The 22,699-nt window shown below is 67.9% G+C and carries 24 protein-coding genes; 14 read left to right on the top strand and 10 right to left on the bottom strand.

The window, feature by feature from the left end:
- Positions 1–26: 26 nt before the first annotated feature.
- Complete coding sequence (locus V7E00_RS01975; RefSeq protein WP_333571024.1) at positions 27–587, top strand: glycine zipper 2TM domain-containing protein; 561 nt, start codon at positions 27–29, stop codon at positions 585–587.
- Here the strand turns inward: V7E00_RS01975 and V7E00_RS01970 are convergent.
- The gene (locus tag V7E00_RS01970; RefSeq protein WP_333571023.1) at positions 584–868 is read right to left on the bottom strand and encodes a hypothetical protein; all 285 of its coding nucleotides are present in this window, start codon (positions 866–868) and stop codon (positions 584–586) included. The genes V7E00_RS01975 and V7E00_RS01970 overlap by 4 nt on opposite strands.
- 131 nt (positions 869–999) lie before the next feature.
- Between V7E00_RS01970 and V7E00_RS01965 the strand changes: the two genes are divergently transcribed.
- The 6 genes from V7E00_RS01965 to V7E00_RS01940 all read left to right on the top strand — a co-directional run bounded on the left by V7E00_RS01965 (position 1,000) and on the right by V7E00_RS01940 (position 4,807).
- Positions 1,000–1,575 carry a hypothetical protein gene (locus tag V7E00_RS01965; RefSeq protein ID WP_333571022.1) on the top strand — a complete coding sequence of 192 codons (576 nt, stop codon included), beginning with the start codon at positions 1,000–1,002 and terminating at the stop codon, positions 1,573–1,575.
- Between the two features lie 51 nt (positions 1,576–1,626).
- Positions 1,627–2,007 (top strand): fluoride efflux transporter CrcB, encoded by a 381-nt coding sequence (gene crcB, locus V7E00_RS01960; RefSeq protein WP_333571021.1) that lies wholly within the window; start codon positions 1,627–1,629, stop codon positions 2,005–2,007.
- Positions 2,004–3,113 carry an RluA family pseudouridine synthase gene (locus V7E00_RS01955; protein WP_333571020.1) on the top strand — a complete coding sequence of 370 codons (1,110 nt, stop codon included), beginning with the start codon at positions 2,004–2,006 and terminating at the stop codon, positions 3,111–3,113. The genes crcB and V7E00_RS01955 overlap by 4 nt, the downstream gene beginning before the upstream one ends.
- A gap of 142 nt (positions 3,114–3,255) precedes the next feature.
- Positions 3,256–3,915, top strand: a complete 660-nt coding sequence (locus tag V7E00_RS01950; protein ID WP_333571019.1) for an HAD-IA family hydrolase — start codon at positions 3,256–3,258, stop codon at positions 3,913–3,915.
- Positions 3,912–4,133: a hypothetical protein gene (locus tag V7E00_RS01945; protein WP_333571018.1), complete on the top strand. Its 222-nt coding sequence runs from the start codon at positions 3,912–3,914 to the stop codon at positions 4,131–4,133. Before V7E00_RS01950 ends, V7E00_RS01945 begins: the two co-directional genes overlap by 4 nt.
- Positions 4,130–4,807 (top strand): ATP12 family chaperone protein, encoded by a 678-nt coding sequence (locus V7E00_RS01940; protein WP_333571017.1) that lies wholly within the window; start codon positions 4,130–4,132, stop codon positions 4,805–4,807. The genes V7E00_RS01945 and V7E00_RS01940 overlap by 4 nt, the downstream gene beginning before the upstream one ends.
- A 6-nt stretch (positions 4,808–4,813) precedes the next feature.
- On the opposite strand, the gene gmk is transcribed toward V7E00_RS01940, so the two are convergent.
- The 3 genes from gmk to fumC all read right to left on the bottom strand — a co-directional run bounded on the left by gmk (position 4,814) and on the right by fumC (position 7,230).
- A complete protein-coding gene (gmk, locus tag V7E00_RS01935; RefSeq protein WP_264609745.1) occupies positions 4,814–5,500 on the bottom strand; it encodes a guanylate kinase in 687 nt (228 codons plus the stop codon).
- Positions 5,501–5,554: 54 nt separating this feature from the next.
- On the bottom strand, positions 5,555–5,773 hold the full coding sequence (locus tag V7E00_RS01930; RefSeq protein WP_333571016.1) for a hypothetical protein: 219 nt from the start codon (positions 5,771–5,773) through the stop codon (positions 5,555–5,557).
- Between the two features lie 65 nt (positions 5,774–5,838).
- Positions 5,839–7,230, bottom strand: a complete 1,392-nt coding sequence (gene fumC / locus V7E00_RS01925; RefSeq protein WP_333571015.1) for a class II fumarate hydratase — start codon at positions 7,228–7,230, stop codon at positions 5,839–5,841.
- Between the two features lie 157 nt (positions 7,231–7,387).
- Here fumC and V7E00_RS01920 point away from each other — a divergent pair, with 157 nt between their 5' ends.
- Together V7E00_RS01920 and V7E00_RS01915 are read left to right on the top strand one after the other, a co-directional pair.
- Positions 7,388–7,813, top strand: coding sequence for a hypothetical protein (locus tag V7E00_RS01920; RefSeq protein WP_333571014.1), 426 nt, complete (start codon positions 7,388–7,390; stop codon positions 7,811–7,813).
- On the top strand, positions 7,813–8,553 hold the full coding sequence (locus tag V7E00_RS01915) for a TorF family putative porin (protein ID WP_333571013.1): 741 nt from the start codon (positions 7,813–7,815) through the stop codon (positions 8,551–8,553). Before V7E00_RS01920 ends, V7E00_RS01915 begins: the two co-directional genes overlap by 1 nt.
- A 75-nt stretch (positions 8,554–8,628) precedes the next feature.
- On the opposite strand, the gene V7E00_RS01910 is transcribed toward V7E00_RS01915, so the two are convergent.
- Positions 8,629–9,066, bottom strand: a complete 438-nt coding sequence (locus V7E00_RS01910) for a copper chaperone PCu(A)C (protein WP_333571012.1) — start codon at positions 9,064–9,066, stop codon at positions 8,629–8,631.
- Between the two features lie 177 nt (positions 9,067–9,243).
- Between V7E00_RS01910 and dnaK the strand changes: the two genes are divergently transcribed.
- From dnaK to V7E00_RS01885, 5 genes are all read left to right on the top strand, one after another.
- A complete protein-coding gene (dnaK, locus tag V7E00_RS01905) occupies positions 9,244–11,166 on the top strand; it encodes a molecular chaperone DnaK (RefSeq protein ID WP_333571011.1) in 1,923 nt (640 codons plus the stop codon).
- Positions 11,167–11,289: 123 nt separating this feature from the next.
- Positions 11,290–12,411, top strand: a complete 1,122-nt coding sequence (dnaJ, locus tag V7E00_RS01900; RefSeq protein WP_333571010.1) for a molecular chaperone DnaJ — start codon at positions 11,290–11,292, stop codon at positions 12,409–12,411.
- A 181-nt stretch (positions 12,412–12,592) separates the two neighbouring features.
- Positions 12,593–13,261 (top strand): spermidine synthase, encoded by a 669-nt coding sequence (locus V7E00_RS01895; RefSeq protein ID WP_333571009.1) that lies wholly within the window; start codon positions 12,593–12,595, stop codon positions 13,259–13,261.
- A gap of 86 nt (positions 13,262–13,347) precedes the next feature.
- Positions 13,348–14,970 carry an SEL1-like repeat protein gene (locus tag V7E00_RS01890; protein ID WP_333571008.1) on the top strand — a complete coding sequence of 541 codons (1,623 nt, stop codon included), beginning with the start codon at positions 13,348–13,350 and terminating at the stop codon, positions 14,968–14,970.
- Positions 14,971–15,061: 91 nt separating this feature from the next.
- Complete coding sequence (locus V7E00_RS01885) at positions 15,062–15,439, top strand: PRC-barrel domain-containing protein (protein WP_333571007.1); 378 nt, start codon at positions 15,062–15,064, stop codon at positions 15,437–15,439.
- Between the two features lie 8 nt (positions 15,440–15,447).
- Here V7E00_RS01885 and V7E00_RS01880 read toward each other — a convergent pair whose 3' ends face one another.
- The 5 genes from V7E00_RS01880 to V7E00_RS01860 all read right to left on the bottom strand — a co-directional run bounded on the left by V7E00_RS01880 (position 15,448) and on the right by V7E00_RS01860 (position 22,691).
- Positions 15,448–16,332: a GNAT family N-acetyltransferase gene (locus V7E00_RS01880; RefSeq protein ID WP_333571006.1), complete on the bottom strand. Its 885-nt coding sequence runs from the start codon at positions 16,330–16,332 to the stop codon at positions 15,448–15,450.
- Positions 16,329–17,282: a polysaccharide deacetylase gene (locus V7E00_RS01875; RefSeq protein ID WP_333571005.1), complete on the bottom strand. Its 954-nt coding sequence runs from the start codon at positions 17,280–17,282 to the stop codon at positions 16,329–16,331. Before V7E00_RS01875 ends, V7E00_RS01880 begins: the two co-directional genes overlap by 4 nt.
- 85 nt (positions 17,283–17,367) lie before the next feature.
- Positions 17,368–20,187 carry a DUF3857 domain-containing protein gene (locus V7E00_RS01870; RefSeq protein WP_333571004.1) on the bottom strand — a complete coding sequence of 940 codons (2,820 nt, stop codon included), beginning with the start codon at positions 20,185–20,187 and terminating at the stop codon, positions 17,368–17,370.
- 84 nt (positions 20,188–20,271) lie between these two features.
- Positions 20,272–22,194 carry an excinuclease ABC subunit UvrC gene (gene uvrC, locus V7E00_RS01865; protein ID WP_333571003.1) on the bottom strand — a complete coding sequence of 641 codons (1,923 nt, stop codon included), beginning with the start codon at positions 22,192–22,194 and terminating at the stop codon, positions 20,272–20,274.
- Positions 22,195–22,487: 293 nt separating this feature from the next.
- Complete coding sequence (locus V7E00_RS01860) at positions 22,488–22,691, bottom strand: hypothetical protein (protein WP_333571002.1); 204 nt, start codon at positions 22,689–22,691, stop codon at positions 22,488–22,490.
- Between the last annotated feature and the right edge of the window lie 8 nt (positions 22,692–22,699).

Here is a 22,699-nt window from a genome sequence, read left to right as displayed (position 1 = left end):
CATTGGAAACGATCTGGAGTACCCTGATGCGCATGCTGATACTCGCCGCCGCGGCCGCGCTGACCCTGCCCGTCGCCCCGGCGCTTGCCCAGGGGCATCGCGAACGGGAAGCACGGCAGGATTGCCGACATGATCTGCGCAATGCCGACAGCCGGCGCGAGTTTCGTCGCGAGGCACGCGATTGCCGCCAAGACATCAACGAAGCGCGCCGCGACGACCGGCGCGACTGGCGGCAGAACGGCGCCCGCGCGGCCCAGGGTGATTGGCGGCGGTATCGCAACTACGACTATAATCGCCCCCGCCCCGGGCAGCAGCGCTATTATGCCGACCAATATTATCGCGACGGCCGCTATTATCAGGAGCGCCGGCTGAGCCGGAACGACCGGATCTATCGCGGCAATGACGGCCGATATTATTGCCGTCGCAACGACGGCACGACGGGCCTGATCGTGGGCGGCGTGGCCGGCGGCCTGTTGGGCAACGCGCTATCCTCGGGCGGCAATGCGACGCTTGGCACGCTGCTGGGTGCCGCAGCAGGCGGCGCGCTCGGCCACTCGGTGGACCGCGGCAACGTCCGCTGCCGCTAAGGCCTTACGGCCTGCGCGAAGAGGGGTCCGGTTCGCCGGGCCCCTTTTTGTTTGCCTAGATGAACCCGCCCGTGAGCATCAGCCGCACCCCGCTGATGATCACGATCAGCAGGTTGAGGTTCCGCCCCGCGGTCCCGCGAGAGCATCCCCACCACCGTGCCGGTAAGCGCGATCGGAAAGGCGATCCAGTTAATCAGCGGCACGAAGGGGAACGGGATGATCCCCACCAGCGCAAAGGGCAGCGCCACCAGCCCGATCAGCAGCGAAACTACGTTGAACATGCCGTTGATATGGGACAGCGATGGTGTGTTATCAACCCAGCACACCACAAATCAGCGCGTGTTCTCGCTACGGGCGATCCAGAATGATACGCTCCTTGCCGATTCGCCCCTGTCGGCAGTGGAGGTCTTCCATGTTGCCCTTGTCCAGCCCCCTCCTGCTTCTGATGCTCGTCGCTGCCGGTCAGGACGCGCGCATGCTCAACCCCAAATATAGCGTGACGAATGTCGGCGGCGGTCTCGGCGTCCTCGTCGACGAGAAGGTGATTATCGGGCGTGTGCCGCAGGGCACGGGCAGCCCTCGATGGGTCGCCGAGCGGATCCGGCGTGACCGCAACTGGTGCGGCGCCAAGGATGCGAACGGCAAATGTGCTACGGCAGAAACCCAGGTACACGACTGGATCGACGGTGCCCGCTGCAAGGCGCTGGCGACCGCAGTGACGGCACTTTGGAGCCTCCCCCCGGTTCGCTTCGTGCCACCGGGTGACCGGATGTTCGTCTCGGACTCCGCCACTGTCACGGTCCAAGGCAACACCACGCAGGCCGGATACGGCACGCCGCTCAGCATAAGCCAGGAAGCGGGCGACTATGCGCGCTGGTGGCACACTGCCAGCAACGGCCTGAAACCATGCTGGCAGGCATCAGCCCCGCTGGTGGAGGGCCAGCCGCTTGCCGCCCGCCTTTCGAGCCCCACATCCTCCACGCGATAGTATGGGCTTCCCGAGGTTCCCCTTTGGCGAGATTCGCGCTAGGGGCGCACGATGCCCAATCTTTTTCTCGTGATGCTCGGCGGGGCCATCGGCTCCGCGGCCCGCTACGGCGTTGGCCGCGCCGGCGTCGCCCTGCTCGGCCCGGCCTTCCCCTGGGGGACCCTCGCAGTCAACATCGTTGGCGGTTTCCTGATGGGGCTGCTCGGCGCCAGCCTGCTGCGCTTCGGCGAAAATGCCGAGCAGGCGCGGCTGCTGCTCGGCGTCGGCGTCCTCGGCGGCTTCACCACCTTCTCCTCCTTCTCGCTCGAGACCTTCGCGATGATCGAGCGCGGCGACCTGGTCGTGGCGCTCGGCTATGTCCTCGCTTCGGTGATCGGCGCGATCGGCGCGGTTGCCATCGGCATGACCTTCGCCCGGGCGGTGACGGCATGAGCGGGCCCGAGGACGGCGTCCGCCAGTTCGTCGTCGGCTATGACGATGACGGCATCCGGCTCGATCGCTGGTTCAAGCGGCATCTGCCGGACGTAAGCTTCAACCTCGTCTCGCGCTGGGCGCGCACCGGCCAGCTCCGCGTCGACGGCTCGCGCGCCACGCCGGGCGATCGCATCGCCGCCGGCCAGCAGATCCGCGTCCCCCCGGCCGAGCCAGCCAAGGCCGCCGCCGCCGCCCCGCGTGCCAAGCGTGCGCCCAAGCCGCTCAGCGAGGAACAGACGGCGTTCGCGCAGTCGCTGGTGATCCACCGCGACAACGCCGCGCTGGTGCTCAACAAGCCGCCGGGCCTCGCCACCCAGGGCGGCACCAAGACCTTCGAGCATGTCGACGAGCTGCTCGACGGGCTGTGGTTCGAGGCCGAAGGCCGGCCCAAGCTGGTCCACCGGCTCGACAAGGACACGTCCGGCGCGCTGCTGGTCGCCCGCTCGGCGCGCGCGGCGGCGTTCTTTTCCAAAAGCTTCTCCAGCCGCACGGCGCGCAAGATCTACTGGGCGCTGGTGATGGGCGTGCCGGAGATCGAGGACGGCTTCATCGAGCTGCCGATCGGCAAGCAGCCGGGCACCGGCGGCGAGAAGATGCAGGTCGACACCGAAGAGGGCCAGCCCGCCCGCACCCGCTACCGGGTGATCGAGCAGGCCGGCAATCGCTGCGCCTGGGTCGAGCTCCAGCCGTTCACCGGCCGCACCCACCAGTTGCGCGTCCACATGGCAGCGATCGGTCACCCGATCGTTGGCGACGGCAAGTACGGGCTGCAGGAGGCGTTCCTCACCGGTGGCATCAGCCGCAAGATGCACCTCCACGCGCGCCGCATCCGCATCGACCACCCCGATGGCGGCCGCATCGACGTGCGCGCCGAGCTGCCGCACCATTTCGCGGAATCGATGCACACGCTCGGCTTCGATCTGTCGGTGGGCAATGCGCTCGAGATCGACGACGGCCCGCCGCCGATGAGCAAGGAACTGCTCAAGCAGAAGGCCAAGGCCCACGCCAAGAACTACCGCAAGGAACGCCGCGGCGAACGGCGGGGCCGGGGCGAGAAGAAGTAAGCGTGCCCTTGTTTGAACGTTCGCCGTCGTCCCGGCAAAAGCCGGGATCCGTTGGGGTCGCCGTTGCGGCTCCTGCTTCGACGTTGTGGCGAATGGATCCCGGCTTTCGCCGGGATGACGTACAATGGGTGGAAACTTTCGCATGAACCGCCTCGCGCTCTTCGATTGCGACGGCACGCTGGTCGACAGCCAGGCGAGCATCTGCCTCGCCATGGAGCATTGCTTCACAGGCCAGAAGCTCGCCCCCCCACCCCGCGAGTCGATCCGCCGCATCGTCGGCCTGAGCCTGGTCGAGGCGATCGCCCAGTTGCTGCCGCAAGCCGAGGGCGATCTCCACCGGAACCTCGCCGAGGAATATAAGCGCGCCTATTTCGCCCTGCGCACCGCCGGTCATATCGAGGACGAGCCACTCTATGACGGCATCCTCGAGGCGATCGAGACGCTCGACGCCAATGGCTGGCTGCTCGGCGTCGCCACCGGCAAGTCGGATCGGGGGCTGCTCCGGGTGCTGGAAGCGCACGGCCTGCGCCAGCGCTTCGTCACGCTGCAGACCGCCGATCGCCACCCCTCCAAGCCGCACCCGTCGATGATCGAAACCGCGATGGCAGAAGCAGGTGCAGCACCCGAGACCACGGTGATGATCGGCGACACCAGCTTCGACATGGCGATGGCCGTCGCGGCCAATGCGCACCCCTTGGGCGTTGCATGGGGCTACCACACTCCCCATGATCTACACGCGGCCGGCGCGGTGCGGGTCGTGGCGCATGCATCGGCGATCCCGGTGCATCTGGAGGCCCTGTGACCGAGGCAGACCGCGTAGCGCGCAACCGCTACTTCCTGATGATGGCCGCGAACTGCGTCGGCATCGCCGGCGCAGTGCTGGCGTTGCTGATCCTGGGCCGTGCCAAGACCACCGAGCTGACGATGCTGGGCATTGCACTGATGCTCGCCTCGTTCTGGGTCATGGCGGCGATTCCCAGGATGCTCGCCCGCCGCTGGAGGACACCCCCCGAAGCATGAAACGTTTCTGGAAGACCGTGACGATCGTCGACGGCGCGATCGAACTCGATGGCCGCCCCGTCCGCACCCCTGCCCGCGCAGCCCTGCTGCTGCCGACGCCGCAGCTGGCGGAAGCCGTGGCCGAGGAATGGCGCAGCGTCGGCGAGGAACTCGATCCCCGCGCCATGCCGCTGACCGGACTCGCCAACGCCGCGATCGACCAGATCGCGCCGAACCCCGCCCCCTTCGCGGCGGACCTCGCGCGCTATGGCGAGAGCGACCTGCTCTGCTACCGCGCCGAACTGCCCGAGCCGCTCGTCGAGCGCCAGGCCGCGCAGTGGGACCCGCTGCTTGACTGGGCGCGCACCCGCTACGACGTGCATTTCGAGACGACCGCCGGCATCATGCACCGCCCGCAGCCGCCTGCGACGATCGCGCGGCTGCAGGAGGTGGTCGCGGCGCTCGACCCGTTCCGGCTTGCCGCGTTCAGCCCGCTGGTGACGATCAGCGGCTCGCTTGTCGCCGCGCTGGCACTGCTCGAAGGCGCAGCGGACCGGGAGACGGTGTGGCGCGCCGCCCAGCTCGACGAGGACTGGCAGGCCGAGCAATGGGGCGAGGACGAACTCGCCACCCGCGCCCGCGACGTTCGCCGCGCCGATTTCGACGCGGCGGCGCGGTTCCTCAGCCTGCTCTAGCAGAACTCAGAGGACGTCCGAGGACTCCCCGGTTGGGTCGCCGCGCTTCATCAGACCGCGGATGAAGCCGATCAGGCCGGTCTGGCGCGAGCGCTTGAGTCGCTCGGCCTTGAGGATGGTGTGCACCGCCTCGAAGCATTTGTCGGCATCGTCGTTGACGAGGACATAGTCATAGCCGTCCCAGTGGCTCACCTCGTTGGAGGCGCGGGCCATGCGGTGGGCGATCACCTCGGGCGAATCGGTCTGGCGGCCTTCGAGGCGGCGGTGGAGCTCCGCCATCGATGGCGGCAGGATGAACACGCGCACCACGTCGCCCCCCATCGTCTGGTGGAGCTGCTGCGCACCCTGCCAGTCGATGTCGAACAGCATGTCACGACCGGTGGCGAGCACCGCGTCGACCGGGCCCTTGGGCGTACCGTAGCGATGCTTGAAGACGTGCGCCCATTCGATGAAATGGTGCTGCGAGACCATCTCGCGGAACCGCTCCACATCGACGAACGTATAGTCGACCCCGTTCACTTCGCCCGGCCGCGGCTCGCGCGTGGTCACCGAAACGGAGACGGCGAGATCGGGTTCAGCTGCCAGCAGCTTGCGGGCGATGGTCGACTTGCCAGCGCCCGACGGCGAGGAAAGGACAAACAAAACCCCGCGGCGATGGAATCCATGCGGGTCGTTCTGGTGCGTATGGGCCATGCGGGCCTTTGGCGTAGCGGCACCCGGGCCGTCAAGCCCGGGCGCCATGGCCGGTTATGCGCCTAGGCCCGTATCGGGACCATGCTCGGTCGCCAACTTGCGCTTCAGATAGGCCGCGCCCACCGCGCCGGCGCCCAGGACGAGCGCCGCCGGCACCACGCGCTTGGCGACTTCCCAGGTCGCCACGCCGACCACCGCGCCCAGCGTACCGCCCTCGCCGTCGCGACGGTCGATGCGGCTGCCGATCCAACCTGCGATTGCCTTGCCGATCATGTTCATCTCCTTCGCCGAAAGAACGGCGATGCGGCGCGCACGTTCCCGCCGCTCGCCGCAGCCGATCAACGGCCGATCATCGTCTCGGGCCGGACGAACTTGTCGAACGTCGCTTCGTCGACGAGCCCGAGGGCCAGCCCAGACTCTTTCAGCGTAAGCCCCTTCTCATGCGCGTTCTTGGCGATCTTTGCCGCATTGTCGTAGCCGATCGCGGGCGCAAGCGCGGTGACCAGCATCAGTGAGCGATCGACCAGTTCCTTGATCCGCGCCTCGTTCGCCACCGCACCGTCCACCGCGCGCTCGGCGAAGTTGGTCATGCCGATCGCCATCAGCGTGATCGAGCGCAGCACATTGGCGCCGATCAGCGGCTTGAACACGTTGAGTTCGAAATGGCCCTGCATGCCGCCGACGGTGACGGCGGTGTGATTGCCGATCACCTGCGCCGCAACCATCGTCAGCGACTCGCTCTGGGTGGGGTTCACCTTGCCCGGCATGATCGAGCTGCCCGGCTCGTTCGCCGGCAGCTCCAGCTCGCCGAGGCCCGAACGGGGGCCGGAACCGAGCAGGCGGATGTCGTTGGCGATCTTGGTGAGCGACACGGCCAGCGTGTTGCAGACGCCGGACAGGTTCACCAGCTGGTCCTTGGTCGCCAGCATCTCGAACTTGTTCGGTGCCGAGACGAAGGGGAGCCCGGTGATCTTGGCGATTTCCGCCGCCACATCCTCGGCATAGCCCGGCGGCGAGTTGAGCCCGGTGCCCACCGCCGTGCCGCCCAGCGCCAGCTTGAAGATGTCGAGCTCCAGCACGCTCTGGAACCGCGCCCGCGCCGAGGCGAGCATCGCGGCATAGCCCGAAAATTCCTGCCCCAGCGTCAGCGGCGTCGCGTCCTGCAGATGGGTGCGGCCGATCTTGACGATGTGATCCCACTCATGCGCCTTGCGGTCGAGCGAGGTGTGCAGCCGCTCCAGCGCCGGGAACAGGTCCAGCGTCACCGCACGCGCCGCTGCGATGTGCAGCGCGGTCGGGAAGCTGTCGTTCGACGATTGCGCCATGTTGACATGGTCGTTCGGGTGGATCGGGCTCTTGCCGCCCCTCTTGCCGCTGAGGATCTCGTTGGCGCGGCCGGCGATCACCTCGTTGACGTTCATGTTGGTCTGGGTGCCGCTGCCGGTCTGCCAGATCACCAGCGGGAACTGGTCGTCGAGCTTGCCGTCGATCACTTCCTGCGCGACCTGGTCGATCACCTCGGCGATCTTGGGATCGAGCCCGTGCTTCACGTTCACCCGCGCCGCGGCCTGCTTCACGATCGCTTGGGCATGGACGATGCCGATCGGCATCCGCTCCTCGGGCCCGAACGGAAAATTCTGGATCGATCGCTGGGTCTGCGCGCCCCAATAGGCGCCGGCGGGAACTTCGATCGCGCCGATCGAATCGGTTTCGGTGCGCGTGGCCGTCACTGTTTTCCTCCGCTTGTTTCGCCAACGATGTAGGCGTCCCGACGCGCGATCCCAAGCCGGACCAGCAACACTAGTTAACTTGCATTCACCGCGATCCGGCGCGCAATGCTCTCATCGCTACCGGCGAGACGGCCGGAGCAACCGCAGGAGAAGAGCCATGATCCCGTTGATTCTGGGGCTGCTGCTCGCCGCCCCCTTTTCCGAAATCACGCACAGCGTGCGCATCGACCATGATGCTGGCCCGGTCCATGCCGACTATCGCATGCGCGTCGATGTTCGCCACGAGCAGCTCGGCGTTGCTGGCCCGGGGGGCCGCGCCTCTACGCTGCGCTGCCGCTGGCAGGCCGATCTGCTGGTCGATCGCCAGGCCGGTCACGCGGCGGGCACGCTCCGGCGCGCGCTGCGTCAGGAAGGTGTCATCGCGGGAAGCCGCCCCGGCTGGTGCACCGCCAATCGCGCGGTCATCGCAAAGGACGTTGCCAGCGCGACGAAAGACATGCGAGGCGCGGTCGAGGCGCTGGCTCGGCAGGATGCCGAGGCGCTGCGCGCCGAACTCAATCATATAGGACCAAGTAACAGCTGATGCGTATCCCGCTTACCGTTGCCGCTCTGGCGGCGCTCGCCTTGCCGATCGCCGCCCACGCCCAGGTGCTGCCCAAGGTTTCCGGCGGTGTCGAACTCTCCACCGACGAGAGCCGCCGCGGCCTCAGCTGGAGCGAGAATCAGCTCAGCGCCTCGGGCGACCTGTCTGCATCCATCCTCGGCTTCGATGCCTCGGCGCGGGTCGCGATGGTACGTCAATCGAGCCGCCATGCCGGTGCCGACACGGTGTTCGACCTGGAAGCAGGGCGCGGCTTTGACCTTGGTGCGTTCAAGCTGCGCGGCTTCGTCACCGGTCATGTCTTTACCGGCGCCGCGCGGGCAATGGACTATGTCGAGGTCGGCGCCGACGGCGCGTTCTCGCTGGGGCCGCTGCAACTGACCGGCGGCGCGATCTATGCCCCGGACCAGGGCCCGATCGGCGGCGACAATCTGTACCTGCACGCAGGCGCCTCGGTTGGCATTCCGTCGACGCCGTTCACCGTCTCGGGTGCGATCGGCCGCACGACGGGCAGCACGGACGACGCACGCGCGGCACGGCTGCGTCCGACGGGCGGCTATACCGACTGGCGGATCGGCGTGGAACACGTCACTGGCCCGCTGACGCTCGGCGTGGACTATGTCGGGACCGACATCGACACGAATCGCGCGGTCTCGTCGCCCTATGCCGACCTGCAGCACAGCGGCAACCGCGTACTCGGACGGGCACGCCTGTCGTTCTGAGGTCTGATCGGCTCCGATGCTAGCTCCCCCATCGCTCGTGGCAGGGGGAGCTAGAGCGGACAGGTCCGAAGGTGCCTAGCGCTGCTCCGCGCCCGGCACCGCGACATCCGCTACTGCCGTCACCTCGTGCCCGCTGGCGAAGCGCAGCGTCAGCGGCACCTTCTCGCCGGCATGGACGTTCGGCACCAGCCCGAGCAGCATGACGTGCTTGCCGCCCGGCACGAACTTCACCTGGGACCCGACCGGCAGGTCCAGGCTGGCAATCTGCGTCATCTTGGTCACGCCGCCACCATCCTTGGCGCTGTCGTGCAGCTCCGCACGGTCCGCCGCTCGGGTGGAGACGCTGACCAGCGTTTCTGCCTCGCGCCCACCGTGCAGCGTAAAGTATGCCGCGCCCGGCTGGCCGGCCACCGCGGGCAGGCGGATCCACGCGCCGTCCACCTTTACGCCGTCCGCCTGGGGCGAACACGCCCCCAGCACCAGAACCGTCACAAGCCCCGCCAGAGTGCGCATTCGGCATCCTCCCTCTTTGATTTGGGAAATCTTGTAGAAACCCAGGCGTCTTGCGGCAAGGCACGACGCACCTATATCCCCCCTCGGACATCTGGACGGCGGTCGCCTCTTCTGGGGCCGGCATCTGGATAACGCTTATGAACCCTTTTGTTTCGATTGTGGGGGCCAACGAGGACCATGGCTAAAGTTATCGGTATCGACCTGGGCACGACCAACAGCTGCGTTGCGGTGATGGAAGGCGGCAAGCCCAAGGTCATCGAGAATGTCGAAGGCGCACGCACCACGCCGTCGATCGTCGCCTTCGCCAAGGATGGCGAGCGGCTGATCGGCCAGCCGGCCAAGCGCCAGGCGGTGACCAACCCGGACAACACCATCTTCGCAGTGAAGCGCCTGATCGGCCGCCGCTTCGACGACCCCGTGACCAAGAAGGACACCGAGCTGGTGCCCTACACGATCGCGCGCGGCACGAACGGCGACGCCTGGGTCAAGGCGGGCGGCGAGGAATACAGCCCGTCGCAGATCTCGGCCTTCATCCTGCAGAAGATGAAGGAAACCGCCGAGTCGTACCTCGGCGAGAGCGTGACGCAGGCGGTGATCACCGTTCCCGCCTACTTCAACGACGCGCAGCGCCAGGCGACCAAGGACGCCGGCAAGATCGCGGGCCTCGAAGTGCTGCGCATCATCAACGAGCCGACGGCGGCCGCGCTCGCTTATGGCCTCGACAAGGACAACAACAAGACCATCGTGGTTTATGACCTTGGCGGCGGCACCTTCGACATCTCCGTGCTGGAAATCGGCGACGGCGTGTTCGAAGTGAAGGCGACGAATGGGGATACGTTCCTTGGCGGTGAGGACTTCGACAACAAGATCGTCGACTATCTGGCCGACCAGTTCAAGAAGAAGGAAGGCCTCGACCTCCGCACCGACAAGCTGGCGCTGCAGCGGCTGAAGGAATCGGCCGAGAAGGCGAAGATCGAGCTGTCGTCCGCCGCGACGACCGAGATCAACCTGCCCTTCATCACCGCCCGCATGGAAGGTGGCGCGACCACCCCGCTGCACCTGGTGGAGACGATCACCCGCGCCGACCTCGAGCGTCTGGTCGACGACCTGATCAAGCGCACCCTCGAGCCGTGCCGCAAGGCGCTGGCCGATGCGGGCGTCAAGGCCGAGGCGATCGACGAAGTCGTGCTCGTCGGCGGCATGACCCGCATGCCCAAGGTCCGTCAGGTCGTGAAGGACTTCTTCGGCAAGGAGCCGCACACCGGCGTCAATCCGGACGAAGTCGTCGCCATCGGCGCGGCGATCCAGGCCGGCGTGCTCCAGGGCGACGTCAAGGACGTGCTGCTGCTCGACGTGACCCCGCTGAGCCTCGGCATCGAGACGCTGGGCGGCGTGTTCACCCGCATGATCGACCGCAACACCACGATCCCGACCAAGAAGTCGCAGGTCTACTCGACTGCCGATGACAATCAGCAGGCGGTGACGATCCGCGTCTTCCAGGGCGAACGCGAAATGGCGGCCGACAACAAGATGCTCGGCCAGTTCGACCTGGTCGGCATCCCGCCGGCGCCGCGCGGCGTGCCGCAGATCGAAGTCACCTTCGACATCGACGCGAACGGCATCGTCAACGTGTCCGCCAAGGACAAGGGCACCGGCAAGGAGCAGCAGATCCGCATCCAGGCCTCGGGCGGCCTGAACGACTCCGACATCGAGCAGATGGTGCGCGATGCCGAGAAGTTCGCCGAAGAGGACAAGAAGCGTCGTGCCGCGGCCGAAGCCAAGAACAACGCCGAGAGCCTCGTCCACACCACGGAGCGCCAGCTCCAGGAGAATGGCGACAAGGTCGACGCGTCGCTGAAGGGCGAGATCGAGGCGGCAATCGCCGAGACCAAGTCGGCGATCGAGAGCGGCGATGCCGATGCGATGACCGCCAAGGCCCAGAACCTCGCCCAGGTGGCGATGAAGCTCGGCCAGGCGATCTACGAGAAGCAGGCTGCCGAAAACGCCTCGCCGAACGCGGGTGCCGCGGCCGGCGGCGAAGCCGGGGCTGAGGAAGTGGTCGACGCCGAGTTCTCGGAAGTGGACGACAACAAGGCGTAACTATTGCCCCTCCCTCTCCCCGCCGGGGAGAGGGCCGGGGAGCAGGGGAGCGGGGCGAGGCGGTGCGATCGGGCATCGGCGGCGCCCCTCTCCCTTTCCCCTGATGGGGAGAGGGCTTGCTGGATGACCACCGAAGTCGATTATTACGAACTGCTCGAAGTCGAGCGCAGCGCGGACGATGCGACGATCAAGTCGTCCTACCGCAAGCTCGCGATGAAATATCACCCGGACAAGAATGCCGGGTGCAAGGATTCCGAAGCCAGGTTCAAGGCGATCAGCGAAGCCTATGACTGCCTGAAGGACCCCCAGAAGCGCGCGGCGTATGACCGCTTCGGCCATGCCGCCTTCCAGAATGGCGGCGGCGGCCATCACGGCGGCCAGGGCGATTTCGGCGCGTTCAGCGACATTTTCGAAAGCGTGTTCGGCGAGTTCATGGGCGGCGGTGCCCGCGGCGGCGGCCGTCCCCAGCGGCGCGGCGCGGATCTGCGCTACGACATGGAAATCTCGCTCGAACAGGCGTTCCACGGCCATTCGACCGACATCACCATCGACGTCTCAGGCCCGTGCGACAGCTGCCAGGGATCGGGCGCGACGCCCGGCACCAAGGCCAAGACCTGCACCACCTGCGCCGGCCACGGCAAGGTGCGCGCGCAGCAGGGCTTCTTCATGGTCGAGCGCACCTGCCCCGCCTGCCACGGCGCCGGCGAGGTGATCGCCGAACCCTGCCGCAGCTGCCGCGGCGAGGGCCGGACCGACAAGACCAAGACGCTCAAGATCGAGATTCCGCCCGGCGTCGACGAAGGCACCCGCATTCGCCTGACCGGCGAAGGCGAGGCCGGCGCGCGCGGGGCACCGGCAGGCGATCTCTACATCTTCCTCCACGTGACGCGCCATTCGCTCTACGAGCGGCAGGGCACGACGCTGTACGCCAATGCGCCGATCAGCTTCACCACCGCGGCACTGGGCGGCGAGATCCGCATCCCGGGCCTCGACGGCGAGGAACATGTGATCAAGATCCATGCCGGCACCCAGTCCGGCCGCGAGATGCGCCATCGGGGCGCCGGCATGCCGGTGCTGCAGGGCCGTGGTCGCGGCGACCTGGTGGTCCGTCTGGAAGTCGAGACGCCGACCAAGCTGACGGCCAAGCAGCGCGAGCTGCTGGAGGAATTCCGCAAGACCGAAACGGGCGAGGAATGCCCGCAGTCGAGCGGCTTCTTCGCCAAGCTGAAGGCGGCCCTGGGTTGAGCCACCTGACGGCGCAGGGCAGCACGGGCATCGCAGGCAAGCCGCAGTTGCGTCCCCCTCACCCTTCCCACCGCCTGCGGCGGCGGGCCCCTTCCCTCTCCCATCGGGAGAGGGAGGGAGCGGCGAAGCCGCGGAAGGGTGAGGGTGACATGATTTTCAGCCCGCACTTTCGGACAAACCAATGACCCCGCGCGAACTGCTCGATACCGCCGACGTCCCCGGCGGCGAACCGCTGCGGCTGTTTCGCCGGGGCGACGATCACATGATCGTGCTCGAACGCAACGAGCTGATGAACAGCCGGATGAGCGGTTCGGAAGAAGCGCTGGCGGTGATGACGCTCGAACGGCTCGGCAAGCGCGAGGCACGGGTGCTGATCGGCGGCTATGGCATGGGCTTCACCCTCCGCGCCGCGCTGGCGGTGCTCGGCGGCAACGCCAAGGTCACGGTGGCCGAGCTGGTCCCGAAGATCGTCGAGTGGGCGCGCGGGCCGATGGCGGCGCTCACCAACGGGTGCCTCGACGATCCGCGCGTGAAGATCGTGTTCGACGATGTCGGCCGGGTGATTGCCGATGGCCAGAATGCGTATGACGCGATCCTGCTCGACGTCGACAACGGCCCCGACGGGCTGACCCGTATCGGCAACGACAGCCTCTATTCGATGCGCGGCCTCGATTCCGCGCGCCAGGCGCTTCGCCCCGGCGGCATCCTTGCCGTCTGGTCGGCCGCCCCCGATCCCGCCTTCGCCCGCCGGATGCGCGACAGCGGCTTCCTGGTCGAGGAAGTCGCGGTGCGCGCCCGCCAGAACGGCAAGGGCCCGCGCCACGTCATCTGGTTCGGCAAGCGGCGCTGAACCTGCTGGACAAGCCGGCCGACTTCTGACCTAATCCCGTCAACGCCCACCGCGCAGTTTGCGCAACACGAGGCAAGATCATGGGGATGGATCGGAAGTTGGGCCGTCTGGCCGCACCGTTGCTTGCTGGCGCGAGCATATTTCTTGCCATTCCCGCCAGCGCGCAAACCGATGCTCAAAAACAGCAGGATGTGATCATTCGCGCGCAGCGAATGCCCGCCGCCGAGGCGCAGCGTTCGGCAATGTGCGAGGCGCTGGCCCGCAATCCCTATTTCGCCGCGCTGAGCAGCGCCGCCGCGGGCAAGGACGTGCTGGGGCCGACGGTGTACCTGCCCACCCGACTGCCGCGAAACCCGGACTACACCGCGCCGCCGCTGGTGCCGCCCGGCTCCCCCTTGCCCACGCCGCCCAAGAGCCGGTTCGGCACGCTCGCGCTCTTCTCCGGCGCGCTCAATGACGCCAACGGCACCGCCGATTCGAGCGGAGACGGAAGCGCAGCCGATGGCAACGGGGTCGGCAGCACGCCCACCCCCGCCACTACGTCGGCGGACGAGATCGCCGCCGCTTGCCGCACCCGCTATCAGCCCAATGCGGGCAGCCCGGAAGTGACCAGCCGCCCGGCCAGCATTCCGATCGAATTCAGCGGGCCGACGGGCAAGACCGACACGCGCGCCTCGCGCATTTTGCATGACGATACGCTGCCCATCGCCATCCTGCTGTTCGACCAGCGTCGCTTCGCGGAGTCTCTCCCCTGGTTCAAACGCGCTGCCAACAAGCTGCCGCTGGGTGCCGGCGGGGACGAGGCGGCACTGTATATCGGCAAGCTCTATCTGATGGGCCTGGGCGAGCAGTCCGACCCGTCCGAAGGCGTGCGCTGGCTGGAAAAGGCGGCGACTGCCCGCTTCAACCCCATCACCGACACGCCGATGTTCAATCCCGAAGTGCCTGAACTCAACACCGCCTCGGGCGAGGCCTCGGTGATCCTCGGTAATGTCTATCGCACCGGCTACAAGGGCATCCCCCGAAATCCGGAGGCTTCGCGCAAATGGTTCGCCCGCGCGCTGGAGAACGGCCATGTGCCGGCGGCCAAGATGCTGGGCGATCTGTACCGCGACGGGATCGACGTGCCGCGCGATCCCGCCAAGGCGGCATCCTATTACCGCCAGGCGGCCAAGCTGGACCTGCCCTCGGCGCAGGTCGCGCTCGCCCAGATGCTGGAGACCGGCGATGATGGCGTACAGCAGGATCGGCCGCAGGCCATTGCCTGGTATCGTGCTGCCGCCAGGCATGAACATCCGGAAGCGCTTTATGCCCTCGCCCGCGCCTTCGATCTTGGCGAAGGCGTGAAGGCGGATCCCGAACAGGCGCTCGGCCTCTACAAGCGCGCGGCGATTGCCGGGAGCGCGGGCGCGATGACCGCGCTCGGCACCTATTTCTACGAAGGCAGGCAGGTGGCTAAGGACCCAGTGGCCGCGCGCCGCTGGTTCGAGCAGGGTGCGAAACGCGGCGATGCCGACGGGATGGTGGATCTTGCCGCAATGCAGATCCAGGGCCAGGGCGGCGACAAGGACGTGGTACAGGCCTGGGTATGGCTGAAGCGGGCGACGACCCTTCGCCACCAGGCCGCGCCGAACGCCGTCGCCGTGCTGGAACGCCGGATGAGCCCGGCCGAGCGCGCGGCCGCGCAGAGCGCGCTGGAGCGGCGCTAAGCCTCCCCATCGGTCATCGCGTTTGCGGAACGATAAGCCGGTGTCGAGCATTTCCCGGTGCGCAAGCATGCGCCCAGAAGGAAGTTCGACCATGTCCGATACGCCCGAAACCAACAGCCTGCTCGTCACCGCCCGCGTCGACGGGCTCAAGGTGCGCAGCCGTGACGGCGACTCGCTGGGGCAGGTCCAGGCCTTCATGGTCGAGAAGGGCAGCGGCCGCACGCTCTATGCGGTGCTCAGCCTGGGCGGCTTCCTGGGCATGGGCAAAAGCTACTACCCCCTGCCCTTCGAGCTGATTTCCTACGATGCGACCGGCGACGACTATATCGTCACGATCGACCGTCGCGTGCTGGAAGGCGGCCCCAGCTGGGCGAGCAACGCGCCGGAATTCACCCAGGCCTATGCCGATCGCGTCTCCAACTATTACGGCCTCTCCGCTGCGCGCGTGGACCGCGTGCCGCTGGACTGAGCCTGCGCTCAGCCCCGGCGCAGCCGCCGTGCGAGCCGCTCCGCGCCTAGGGCGGTGACGGCGCGCTTGCCGGCGGCCACCGTGCCGTCGAAGCCCGCAAGGGCCGCGATCAGCGCGCGATTGGCCAGCGTTGGCCGCAGCAGCATCAGGTCGACACACGCGACCCCGCCGCTTGCCATCTGGCGCTTGTGCTGTCCCTCGCCCTCGGTGAAGTCGAACCAGGCGAACCGCCCCTCGGCGAACAGGTCGCGCAGCGCCTCCAGCTGCAGCACCGAACCCGGGGCGTGCGCGGCAACCTCCGGATCATGCCCGACATGGGCGTAGAGCACGGTGTCCCCCACCAACGGGCAGCAGAGATAGGCGACGGGACGATCGCCCATCATCAGCAGCCAGGCGCGCACCGCATCCGCCGCCGCCAGCCGCTGCAGCCCGGCAAGATCGTCGGGCAGGCCCGCGCCGAGCAAGCGCTCCTGATAGGTCCGTGCGGAGAGCGTGCGGGCAAGCGGGTGGAAGACGGCCATCTCCTCGGGCGTCCGGAACCGCTGCACCTGCGCCGCGATCCGCCGCGCCTTGCGCCTGAGCCCCTGCCGGGTGTTCGCCGAGAGGCCGGCGAACCACGCATCGAACCCCAGCGACAGATCGACATGAAATCGGGTGTAGCGCTGCCGCACCAGCGCCAGCATGCCCGCGTGGCGCAAGGCTGCGCGCGCCGCGTCCGGCAGCGAGGTGACCAGATACCCTTGCGCGTCCGGCGGCAGCGGCGGCAATGCCGGGCACGCGCCCTGCCGCGCCTCGGCGAGCGTCAGCGGCACCCGCACCAGCCGCCGCCGCGCCGACGCCAGCGTCCGCGCGCCGATCATGAACCGCAGCGCCACCGGCTGCGCCACGCTCATCCCGCGCGCTCCTCGATCAGGTTCGACCAGAGCTGCTCGGCCTGACGCAGCCGGGTGCGCAATCTGCTCGGGCCGAGCGGCGCGTCCTGCTGGTCCAGCGACAGCGCGGGGCGGTCCGCGAAATGCGCCGTCGGCAGCACGTCGCGCCGTTCCGCCAGCATCCGGCACAGCGCCTCGAACCGGCCGACATGCACGGCGTTGGGCCGCGTTCCCGCGCGATTGGCCAGCTCGAAGCCGTGGCTGATGATCGTCAGCGCCGCGTGTCGCTGCGACACCGCGTGCTCCAGCGCCGCGCGCATCTCGCGGGCGGAGAGCGCGCAGATCTGGAAGTGCCGCAGCGCCGTGCCGGTATCGATCAGCGTCACCGGCACTTCGATCAGCCCCTGGTGGAGCACCGGGGAGATCCGGTGCGGCGGGAGGCCGATGGCGCTAGGCCAGGGATGTTCGGAGCCGTTGTGGCTCGAATCATAGGCGAAGCCCTCGGCCGCCAGCGCCGCCAGGGTGGCGTCGTTCGCTGCGTAGCTGCCGCCGCGAAAGGCGATCGGCGGCGGCGCGCCGGCCTGCACCAGCAGCGCGCGGGCCCGGCGGATCAGCGCGTGCTGCTCCTCGGGGCCGTAATCGACCAGGTCGAAGCGGCGCGGCATGCGCGTGCGATCCGTGGCGCTCGCGCCCGTCCAGTTGGGGTGGAGGTGCAGCTGCACCTCCTGCCCCGCCGCGCGGATCGCCCGCACCACGGTGGCGATCGGCGCGATCCCGTGGACCAGCGCCGGCACCGGATCGACGAAGAAACAGGCCTTGAGCCCGTGCGCCGCCAGCCGTTCCAGCTGCCAGCCGACCCCCACCCCCGCCGGCTCGAACGACCGGGCTGCGACCTCCGCCAGATCGAGACCGGCGACGTGGTGGCGCCACATCAGCTCGGTATCGATCGTCAGGAACACGGTGGTGGGCATTGCGGTGCGTCTCGCCATCGCCCCGGAGACAGGGGACCAGTACGCACCGGCCTAGCCCAGCCGGGTGAAGAAATGGCAAAGCGGCCTAGGGCTTGATCCCGAAGCGGGCGAAGCGTTCGTCGACGCGCGGCTCGATCATCCGCGCGGCGGCGAGATAGGCATCGGCGTCCTTCGCCTTGGTCCGCCTGCCGATCACGCCGCGCATGTAGAGGCTCGCGGACTGTTCGGGGCTCGCCCGCAGCGCCGCGTCGAGATCGGCGAGCGCCGCATCCAGCTTGCCCATACGGAAATAGACCATGGCGCGGCTGTCGAGGATCGCCGCCGAGCTGCTGCTCAGTTCCACCCCGCTGGTGCAATCCTTCAGCGCCTGGTCGATCGCCACATTGTGCGTCGCGCGGATCCAGCAGCGGCTGTTGAGCAAGGCGGCATTGCCCGGCGCCGCCGCGATTGCCTCGTCGAGCACCGCGATCGCATCGTCGACCTGCCCGCCATCGCCCAGCAGACTGGCCAGCTCCATCTGCCAGCCCAGCTTCTTCTCGCCCCCCTGGTCGATCCGCGCCTCGATGAGCGCGCGCGCTTCGTCCATCTGGCCCCGGTCGCGCTTGAACACCGCCAGCGTGCTGGTCCCACCGCCCGAATCGGGCTCCAGCTCCAGCGCGGCCTGCACATCGGCCAGCGCCTTGTCGTCGCGGCGCAGTGCATATTCGGCGTCGGCGCGGCGGAGATACATGTCCGCCGTCGGCGCCAGCTCGATCGCCTTGGTCAGATCCGCGATCGCCGACTCTCGGTCATAGATCGTCTCGTGGAACCATGCGCGGTTGGTATAGCTGTCGGGGTCGTCGGGCTTGGCGGCGATCGCCTTGCCATAGGCGTCCAGGATCGGCTTCAGCCGCCCGTCAGCCCGCGCAGTGCCGATCACCTCCCAGCGTGCCGGGTGGTCCGCCGGCGCGACCAGCCGCAGCGGATTGGCCTTCACCCGCGCCACTTCGGCCCGCGCCGCCGGAATTTCGGCCGGTGCCACTTCCTGCAGCCCGGTCGTCGTCCGGTCCTGCAGCGAGAGCCAGCCGTCACCCAGCACCACTTTGCGCGCCAGCTGCATGCCGGCCAGCGTTGCCGGCAGCGTCTGCTGGCCCTCCAGCGTGAAGCCCTTGCCGCCCTCGGCGAGCTTCCAGCGCCGCTCCACCCAAACGTCGGACGGCGCTCCGCTCACCGCCGGGATCGTCTTCCACGCGGTGCGGGCACGATTGGGTGCGAAGCTCAGTCCCTGCGCGGTCGTATCGAGCAGCAGGCGGTAGCGTCCGCGATCATAGTTCCAGTCCTGATAGGCCACGCCGCTGGCCGTGACCGTCACGGTGCCGCCGGTGGAATCGTCCTCCATCTTCTGGTCGAAGGCACTGTGATTGCCCAGCACCGCGGAAATCTGGGGGTCGAGGAACTCGGCGAGCTTGTCCTTGTCGATCTGCGAGCGGGCGCCGCGCAGCGCCTCCGCCATCGCACCGCTATAGACGATGCGGATCGTGAAGAGCTGCGGGAATTCGATGCCGGCAGTTGCGTCGAGGGTTACCGAGACCTGCTGCCCAGGCCGCGCGGGCGGTCGCATCGGCATGGCTTCCAGCCCGGCCCCGCCTGCGCGGATCGGCAGCGCGGTACGGAACGGCGGCACGTCGTCCAGATCCTCGACGCGCGAGCCGCCCTGGGTGCCGTCCAGCCACAGCGTCTTGCCGTCGATCGTCGCGCGGACGATGACATGGTCGAACGCACCCGGCGAGGGCAGCCGCGAGGCGACCAGATCGCCCAGCCCGCTGCTGACCAGCGCCGGCTCGGCCTCGACCTCCAGCGCACGGAGCAGCGATACCAGCAGGAGCGTCTTGGCCTTGCAGTCGCCATAGCGCAGCGTCCAGGTCTCTGCCGGGGCCTGGGGGCGGTAATTGCCATTGTCCATGCCGCGGAACAGGTAACGGACCTGATCCTGTACCAGCCGCAGCGCCATTGCGGCGCGCGTGCGCGGATCCTTGCTGGCAGCGGCGATCCGGGAAACTTCCCCGGCGAGCGGGCTGCCCGGCGCAATCGCGCCTTCGCTGCGATAATAGGGCGCCATCGTGCGCGACAGCGTCGCCCAATCGGCATAGGTGCTCACCTCGAGCATCGGTAGCGGCTTGTACCGTGCCGGCGCGTCATCCGGCAGTTCGACAGGTTTGGCCGTCGGCAGCGACAAGGTGAGTTCGCGATAGCCACCGGCGACCAGCTTCGGTTCCGCACCCCGGCGGTCGACCGAGCCGAACACCCCGCCGGAATAGTCGCGCCACGCCAGCGGAACCCCTTCCTTCCACAGCAGCCGCGCGCGACCGAAACCGAGCTTGGCGGGCGCCGGTACCATGGGCACGACGCTCATCATCTCCTTGCCGAGGATGGGATCCTTGCGGGTAATCGTGAAGGCGACATCGACCACGTCGCCGACCCGGAGCCCCTCCAGCGCCACGGTGGCCGTCAACGTGCCGTCGAGCGCGAACTGCTCCAGCTTCTGCTCGCGCTGGATCACGTTGAAGCGCGTGCCCTTGGCGAGCAGGTCCACCCGCTCGCCCGCCCGCAGGATCTGCAGCTTGTGGATGATCAGGTCGCCCCTGGACGGATCCCATTGCAGCGGCAGCGTGCCGCTCTGCGTGAGCATCTGCGGCGAGGCGATGCGGACCGCGCTTTCGAGGTAGATCGCGACCTGCCCGTCTTCCAAACGCTGCTGCTGATCGAAGATCTGCAGCACGGGTGCGGAATCGTCGAGCTTGGCAACATCCAGCGTCGGCGCCGCAAGCACCCAGGCGGGTGCCGCCTGATACAGCGGCTTGTCGCCGGCATGCGCCACCCCGGCCGTGGACAACAACACGGCCACCAACACTGAACGCCCCCGCATGAAACTCCCCCTCAGATCGGAGGCGGAGCGTAGCGGATGCTGCGCGGCGCTCAAGTGCCCTTCGTTCGCGACGAACCGATTGGCCTACCGGCTGTGGTAGAAGTCGTAGACCTGCTGCGCCACGCCGGCCGAGACACCCGGCGCCTTCTGCAGATCCTCCAGGCTGGCGTTGCGCACCGCGCGCGCCGTGCCGAAGTGCATCAGCAGCGCCTTCTTGCGCGCCGGGCCGATGCCGGGAACCTCGTCCAGCGGGCTTGCCCCGATCGCCTTGGCGCGCTTGTCGCGGTGCGCGCCGATGACGAAGCGGTGGACCTCGTCGCGCAGCCGCTGGAGGTAGAAGAGCAGCGGCGCGTTGACCGGCAGCATCCGCTCGCTGCCGTCCATCAGATGAAATACCTCGCGCCCGTCCCGCCCATGGTGCGGGCCCTTGGCGACGCCGACCATGCAGACGTCTTCGATGCCGAGATCCTCCAGCACCGCCTTGGCCGCGTTGAGCTGGCCGCGGCCGCCGTCGAGCAGCACCAGATCCGGCCAGTCGCCCTGGCTCCGATCGGGATCCTCGTCCTGCGCGCGGGCGAAGCGGCGGCTGAGCACCTCGCGCATCATGCCGTAATCGTCGCCGGCGATGGTTTCGGGGCGCTTGATGTTGAACTTGCGATACTGGCTCTTGCGGAAGCCCTCCGGCCCGGCGACGATCATCGCGCCCACCGCGTTGGTGCCCTGGATGTGGCTGTTGTCGTAAACCTCGATGCGGTTCGGCGGCTCGGGCAGGTCGAACAGATCGGCCATTTCGCGGAGCAGCCTGGCCTGAGTCGTGCTCTCGGCGAGGCGGCGATCGAGCGCCTCCTCGGCGTTGCGCTTGGCCTGGTCGAGCAGGCGGCGACGGGTGCCGCGCTGGGGGACCGACAGCGCAACCTTGTGGCCGGCGCGCTCGCCCATCGCCTCCGCCAGAAGCTCGGCCTCCGCCAGCTCGCGATCGATGAACACGTTCCGGGCCGGCGGCACTTCCTCGTAGAACTGCATCAGGAAGGCGGCGAGCACCTCGTCCTCGGGCACGTCCTGGGTGTGGCTGGGGAAGAAGCTGCGGTGCCCCCAATTCTGGCCGCCGCGGATGAAGAAGGCCTCGATGCCGATCACGCCCGACTTGCATGCCATCGCGAAGATGTCGGCGTCGCCCACCCCCTCGGCGTTGATGGCCTGGGTGCCCTGGATGAAGGTGAGCGCCTTCAACCGATCGCGCAGGATCGCGGCCAGCTCGAAATCCAGATTCTCCGCGGCTGCCTGCATCTGCTCGCCGAGCTTGGCCTGCACCTTGGTCGACTTGCCCTGGAGGAAGTCGCGCGCGTCGCCGACCAGCTCGGCATAGCCCTCCTGGTCGATGCGGCCGACGCACGGCGCCGAGCAGCGGCGAATCTGGTAGAGCAGGCAGGGCCGGTCGCGGCTGGCGAAAAAGCCGTCGGTGCAGCTGCGCAGCAGGAACAGCTTCTGCAGCGCGTTGAGCGTCTTGCGCACCTGCCCCGCGCCGGCGAACGGGCCGAAATAGTCGCCCTTGGCGCGCCGCGCGCCGCGATGGAGCTGGACGCGCGCAAAGTCGTGGTCCTGGCGCAGCAGGATGAACGGGAACGACTTATCGTCGCGCAGCAGCACATTGTAGGGCGGCCGATAGCGCTTGATCAGCTGCGCCTCGAGCAGCAGCGCCTCGGCCTCGTTGTTGGTGGTGACGATCGTCATCGACCGGGTCTGCGCGACCATGCGCTGGAGCCGCTTCGAGAGGCGGTTGACCTGGGTGTAGTTGGTCACCCGGTTCTTCAGCGCGCGCGCCTTGCCGACGTACAGCACGTCGCCGCGGGCATCCTGCATGCGGTAGACGCCCGGGCGGATCGGCAATGTCTGCAGCACGTTGCGGATCGCGGCGACGCCGGCTTCAAGATCCGGCGTCTCCGCACCGCGCACCGCGAAGGTGGCCTTTTCCTCGTTGAAACGATCGGGTGAATTGGGGTCGTTCATTGCCGCCGATGTAGGGGGGCGAGCGGCGGGATGCCATATAATCTCAAGGGCGGCTCGGCATTGGGATAAGCCTTATCCAATGCGCAGGGCAGGGTACCGGCTCTTCGGCAAAACACCCTGTCATCCCCGCCAAGGCGGGGATCCATTGGCGCTGGCGCCCCGAATCTTTTCACCGACCGTACAAGCGAATGGATTCCCGCCTTCGCGGGAATGACGTTGGTAGTTTGGTAAAGCGCCGCACCTATCACGCCACTGCCATCCGCCGTCTCCGCGACGGGAGAATGTATGGCGCGCTACTTCGCCCCAGCTTCATTCTCCAGCTGATCCACCTGCGCCTCGATCCGCCGCATCGTCTCGTCGGCGCGGGCCTTCACGTCGGTTGCACGTGCGTGATCGTCGGCGGCGTGGCGCAGCGCCACCACCGCTACAAATGCAGCGAGCGCCAGTGCCACCAGGGCACCGGCGCTCAGCCAGCGATAGGATTTCGGTTCAGCCATCGCACGCC

Source organism: Sphingomonas sp. (assembly GCF_036731925.1).
GTDB lineage: Bacteria > Pseudomonadota > Alphaproteobacteria > Sphingomonadales > Sphingomonadaceae > Sphingomonas.
This window is presented reverse-complemented; position numbering and strand designations above follow the sequence as displayed.

Bases quoted from the DNA above. Each gene is read 5' to 3' on its own strand.
- V7E00_RS01860 (WP_333571002.1), bottom strand. From the start codon at position 22,691: ATGGCTGAACCGAAATCCTATCGCTGGCTGAGCGCCGGTGCCCTGGTG.
- V7E00_RS01875 (WP_333571005.1), bottom strand. From the start codon at position 17,282: ATGCCCACCACCGTGTTCCTGACGATCGATACCGAGCTGATGTGGCGC.
- V7E00_RS01965 (WP_333571022.1), top strand. From the start codon at position 1,000: ATGTTGCCCTTGTCCAGCCCCCTCCTGCTTCTGATGCTCGTCGCTGCC.
- V7E00_RS01880 (WP_333571006.1), bottom strand. From the start codon at position 16,332: ATGAGCGTGGCGCAGCCGGTGGCGCTGCGGTTCATGATCGGCGCGCGG.
- V7E00_RS01940 (WP_333571017.1), top strand. From the start codon at position 4,130: ATGAAACGTTTCTGGAAGACCGTGACGATCGTCGACGGCGCGATCGAA.
- V7E00_RS01920 (WP_333571014.1), top strand. From the start codon at position 7,388: ATGATCCCGTTGATTCTGGGGCTGCTGCTCGCCGCCCCCTTTTCCGAA.
- V7E00_RS01950 (WP_333571019.1), top strand. From the start codon at position 3,256: ATGAACCGCCTCGCGCTCTTCGATTGCGACGGCACGCTGGTCGACAGC.
- V7E00_RS01915 (WP_333571013.1), top strand. From the start codon at position 7,813: ATGCGTATCCCGCTTACCGTTGCCGCTCTGGCGGCGCTCGCCTTGCCG.
- V7E00_RS01970 (WP_333571023.1), bottom strand. From the start codon at position 868: ATGTTCAACGTAGTTTCGCTGCTGATCGGGCTGGTGGCGCTGCCCTTT.
- dnaJ (WP_333571010.1), top strand. From the start codon at position 11,290: ATGACCACCGAAGTCGATTATTACGAACTGCTCGAAGTCGAGCGCAGC.
- V7E00_RS01885 (WP_333571007.1), top strand. From the start codon at position 15,062: ATGTCCGATACGCCCGAAACCAACAGCCTGCTCGTCACCGCCCGCGTC.
- gmk (WP_264609745.1), bottom strand. From the start codon at position 5,500: ATGGCCCATACGCACCAGAACGACCCGCATGGATTCCATCGCCGCGGG.
- dnaK (WP_333571011.1), top strand. From the start codon at position 9,244: ATGGCTAAAGTTATCGGTATCGACCTGGGCACGACCAACAGCTGCGTT.
- V7E00_RS01955 (WP_333571020.1), top strand. From the start codon at position 2,004: ATGAGCGGGCCCGAGGACGGCGTCCGCCAGTTCGTCGTCGGCTATGAC.
- V7E00_RS01890 (WP_333571008.1), top strand. From the start codon at position 13,348: ATGGATCGGAAGTTGGGCCGTCTGGCCGCACCGTTGCTTGCTGGCGCG.
- V7E00_RS01910 (WP_333571012.1), bottom strand. From the start codon at position 9,066: ATGCGCACTCTGGCGGGGCTTGTGACGGTTCTGGTGCTGGGGGCGTGT.
- V7E00_RS01930 (WP_333571016.1), bottom strand. From the start codon at position 5,773: ATGATCGGCAAGGCAATCGCAGGTTGGATCGGCAGCCGCATCGACCGT.
- uvrC (WP_333571003.1), bottom strand. From the start codon at position 22,194: ATGAACGACCCCAATTCACCCGATCGTTTCAACGAGGAAAAGGCCACC.
- V7E00_RS01895 (WP_333571009.1), top strand. From the start codon at position 12,593: ATGACCCCGCGCGAACTGCTCGATACCGCCGACGTCCCCGGCGGCGAA.
- crcB (WP_333571021.1), top strand. From the start codon at position 1,627: ATGCCCAATCTTTTTCTCGTGATGCTCGGCGGGGCCATCGGCTCCGCG.
- V7E00_RS01975 (WP_333571024.1), top strand. From the start codon at position 27: ATGCGCATGCTGATACTCGCCGCCGCGGCCGCGCTGACCCTGCCCGTC.
- V7E00_RS01870 (WP_333571004.1), bottom strand. From the start codon at position 20,187: ATGCGGGGGCGTTCAGTGTTGGTGGCCGTGTTGTTGTCCACGGCCGGG.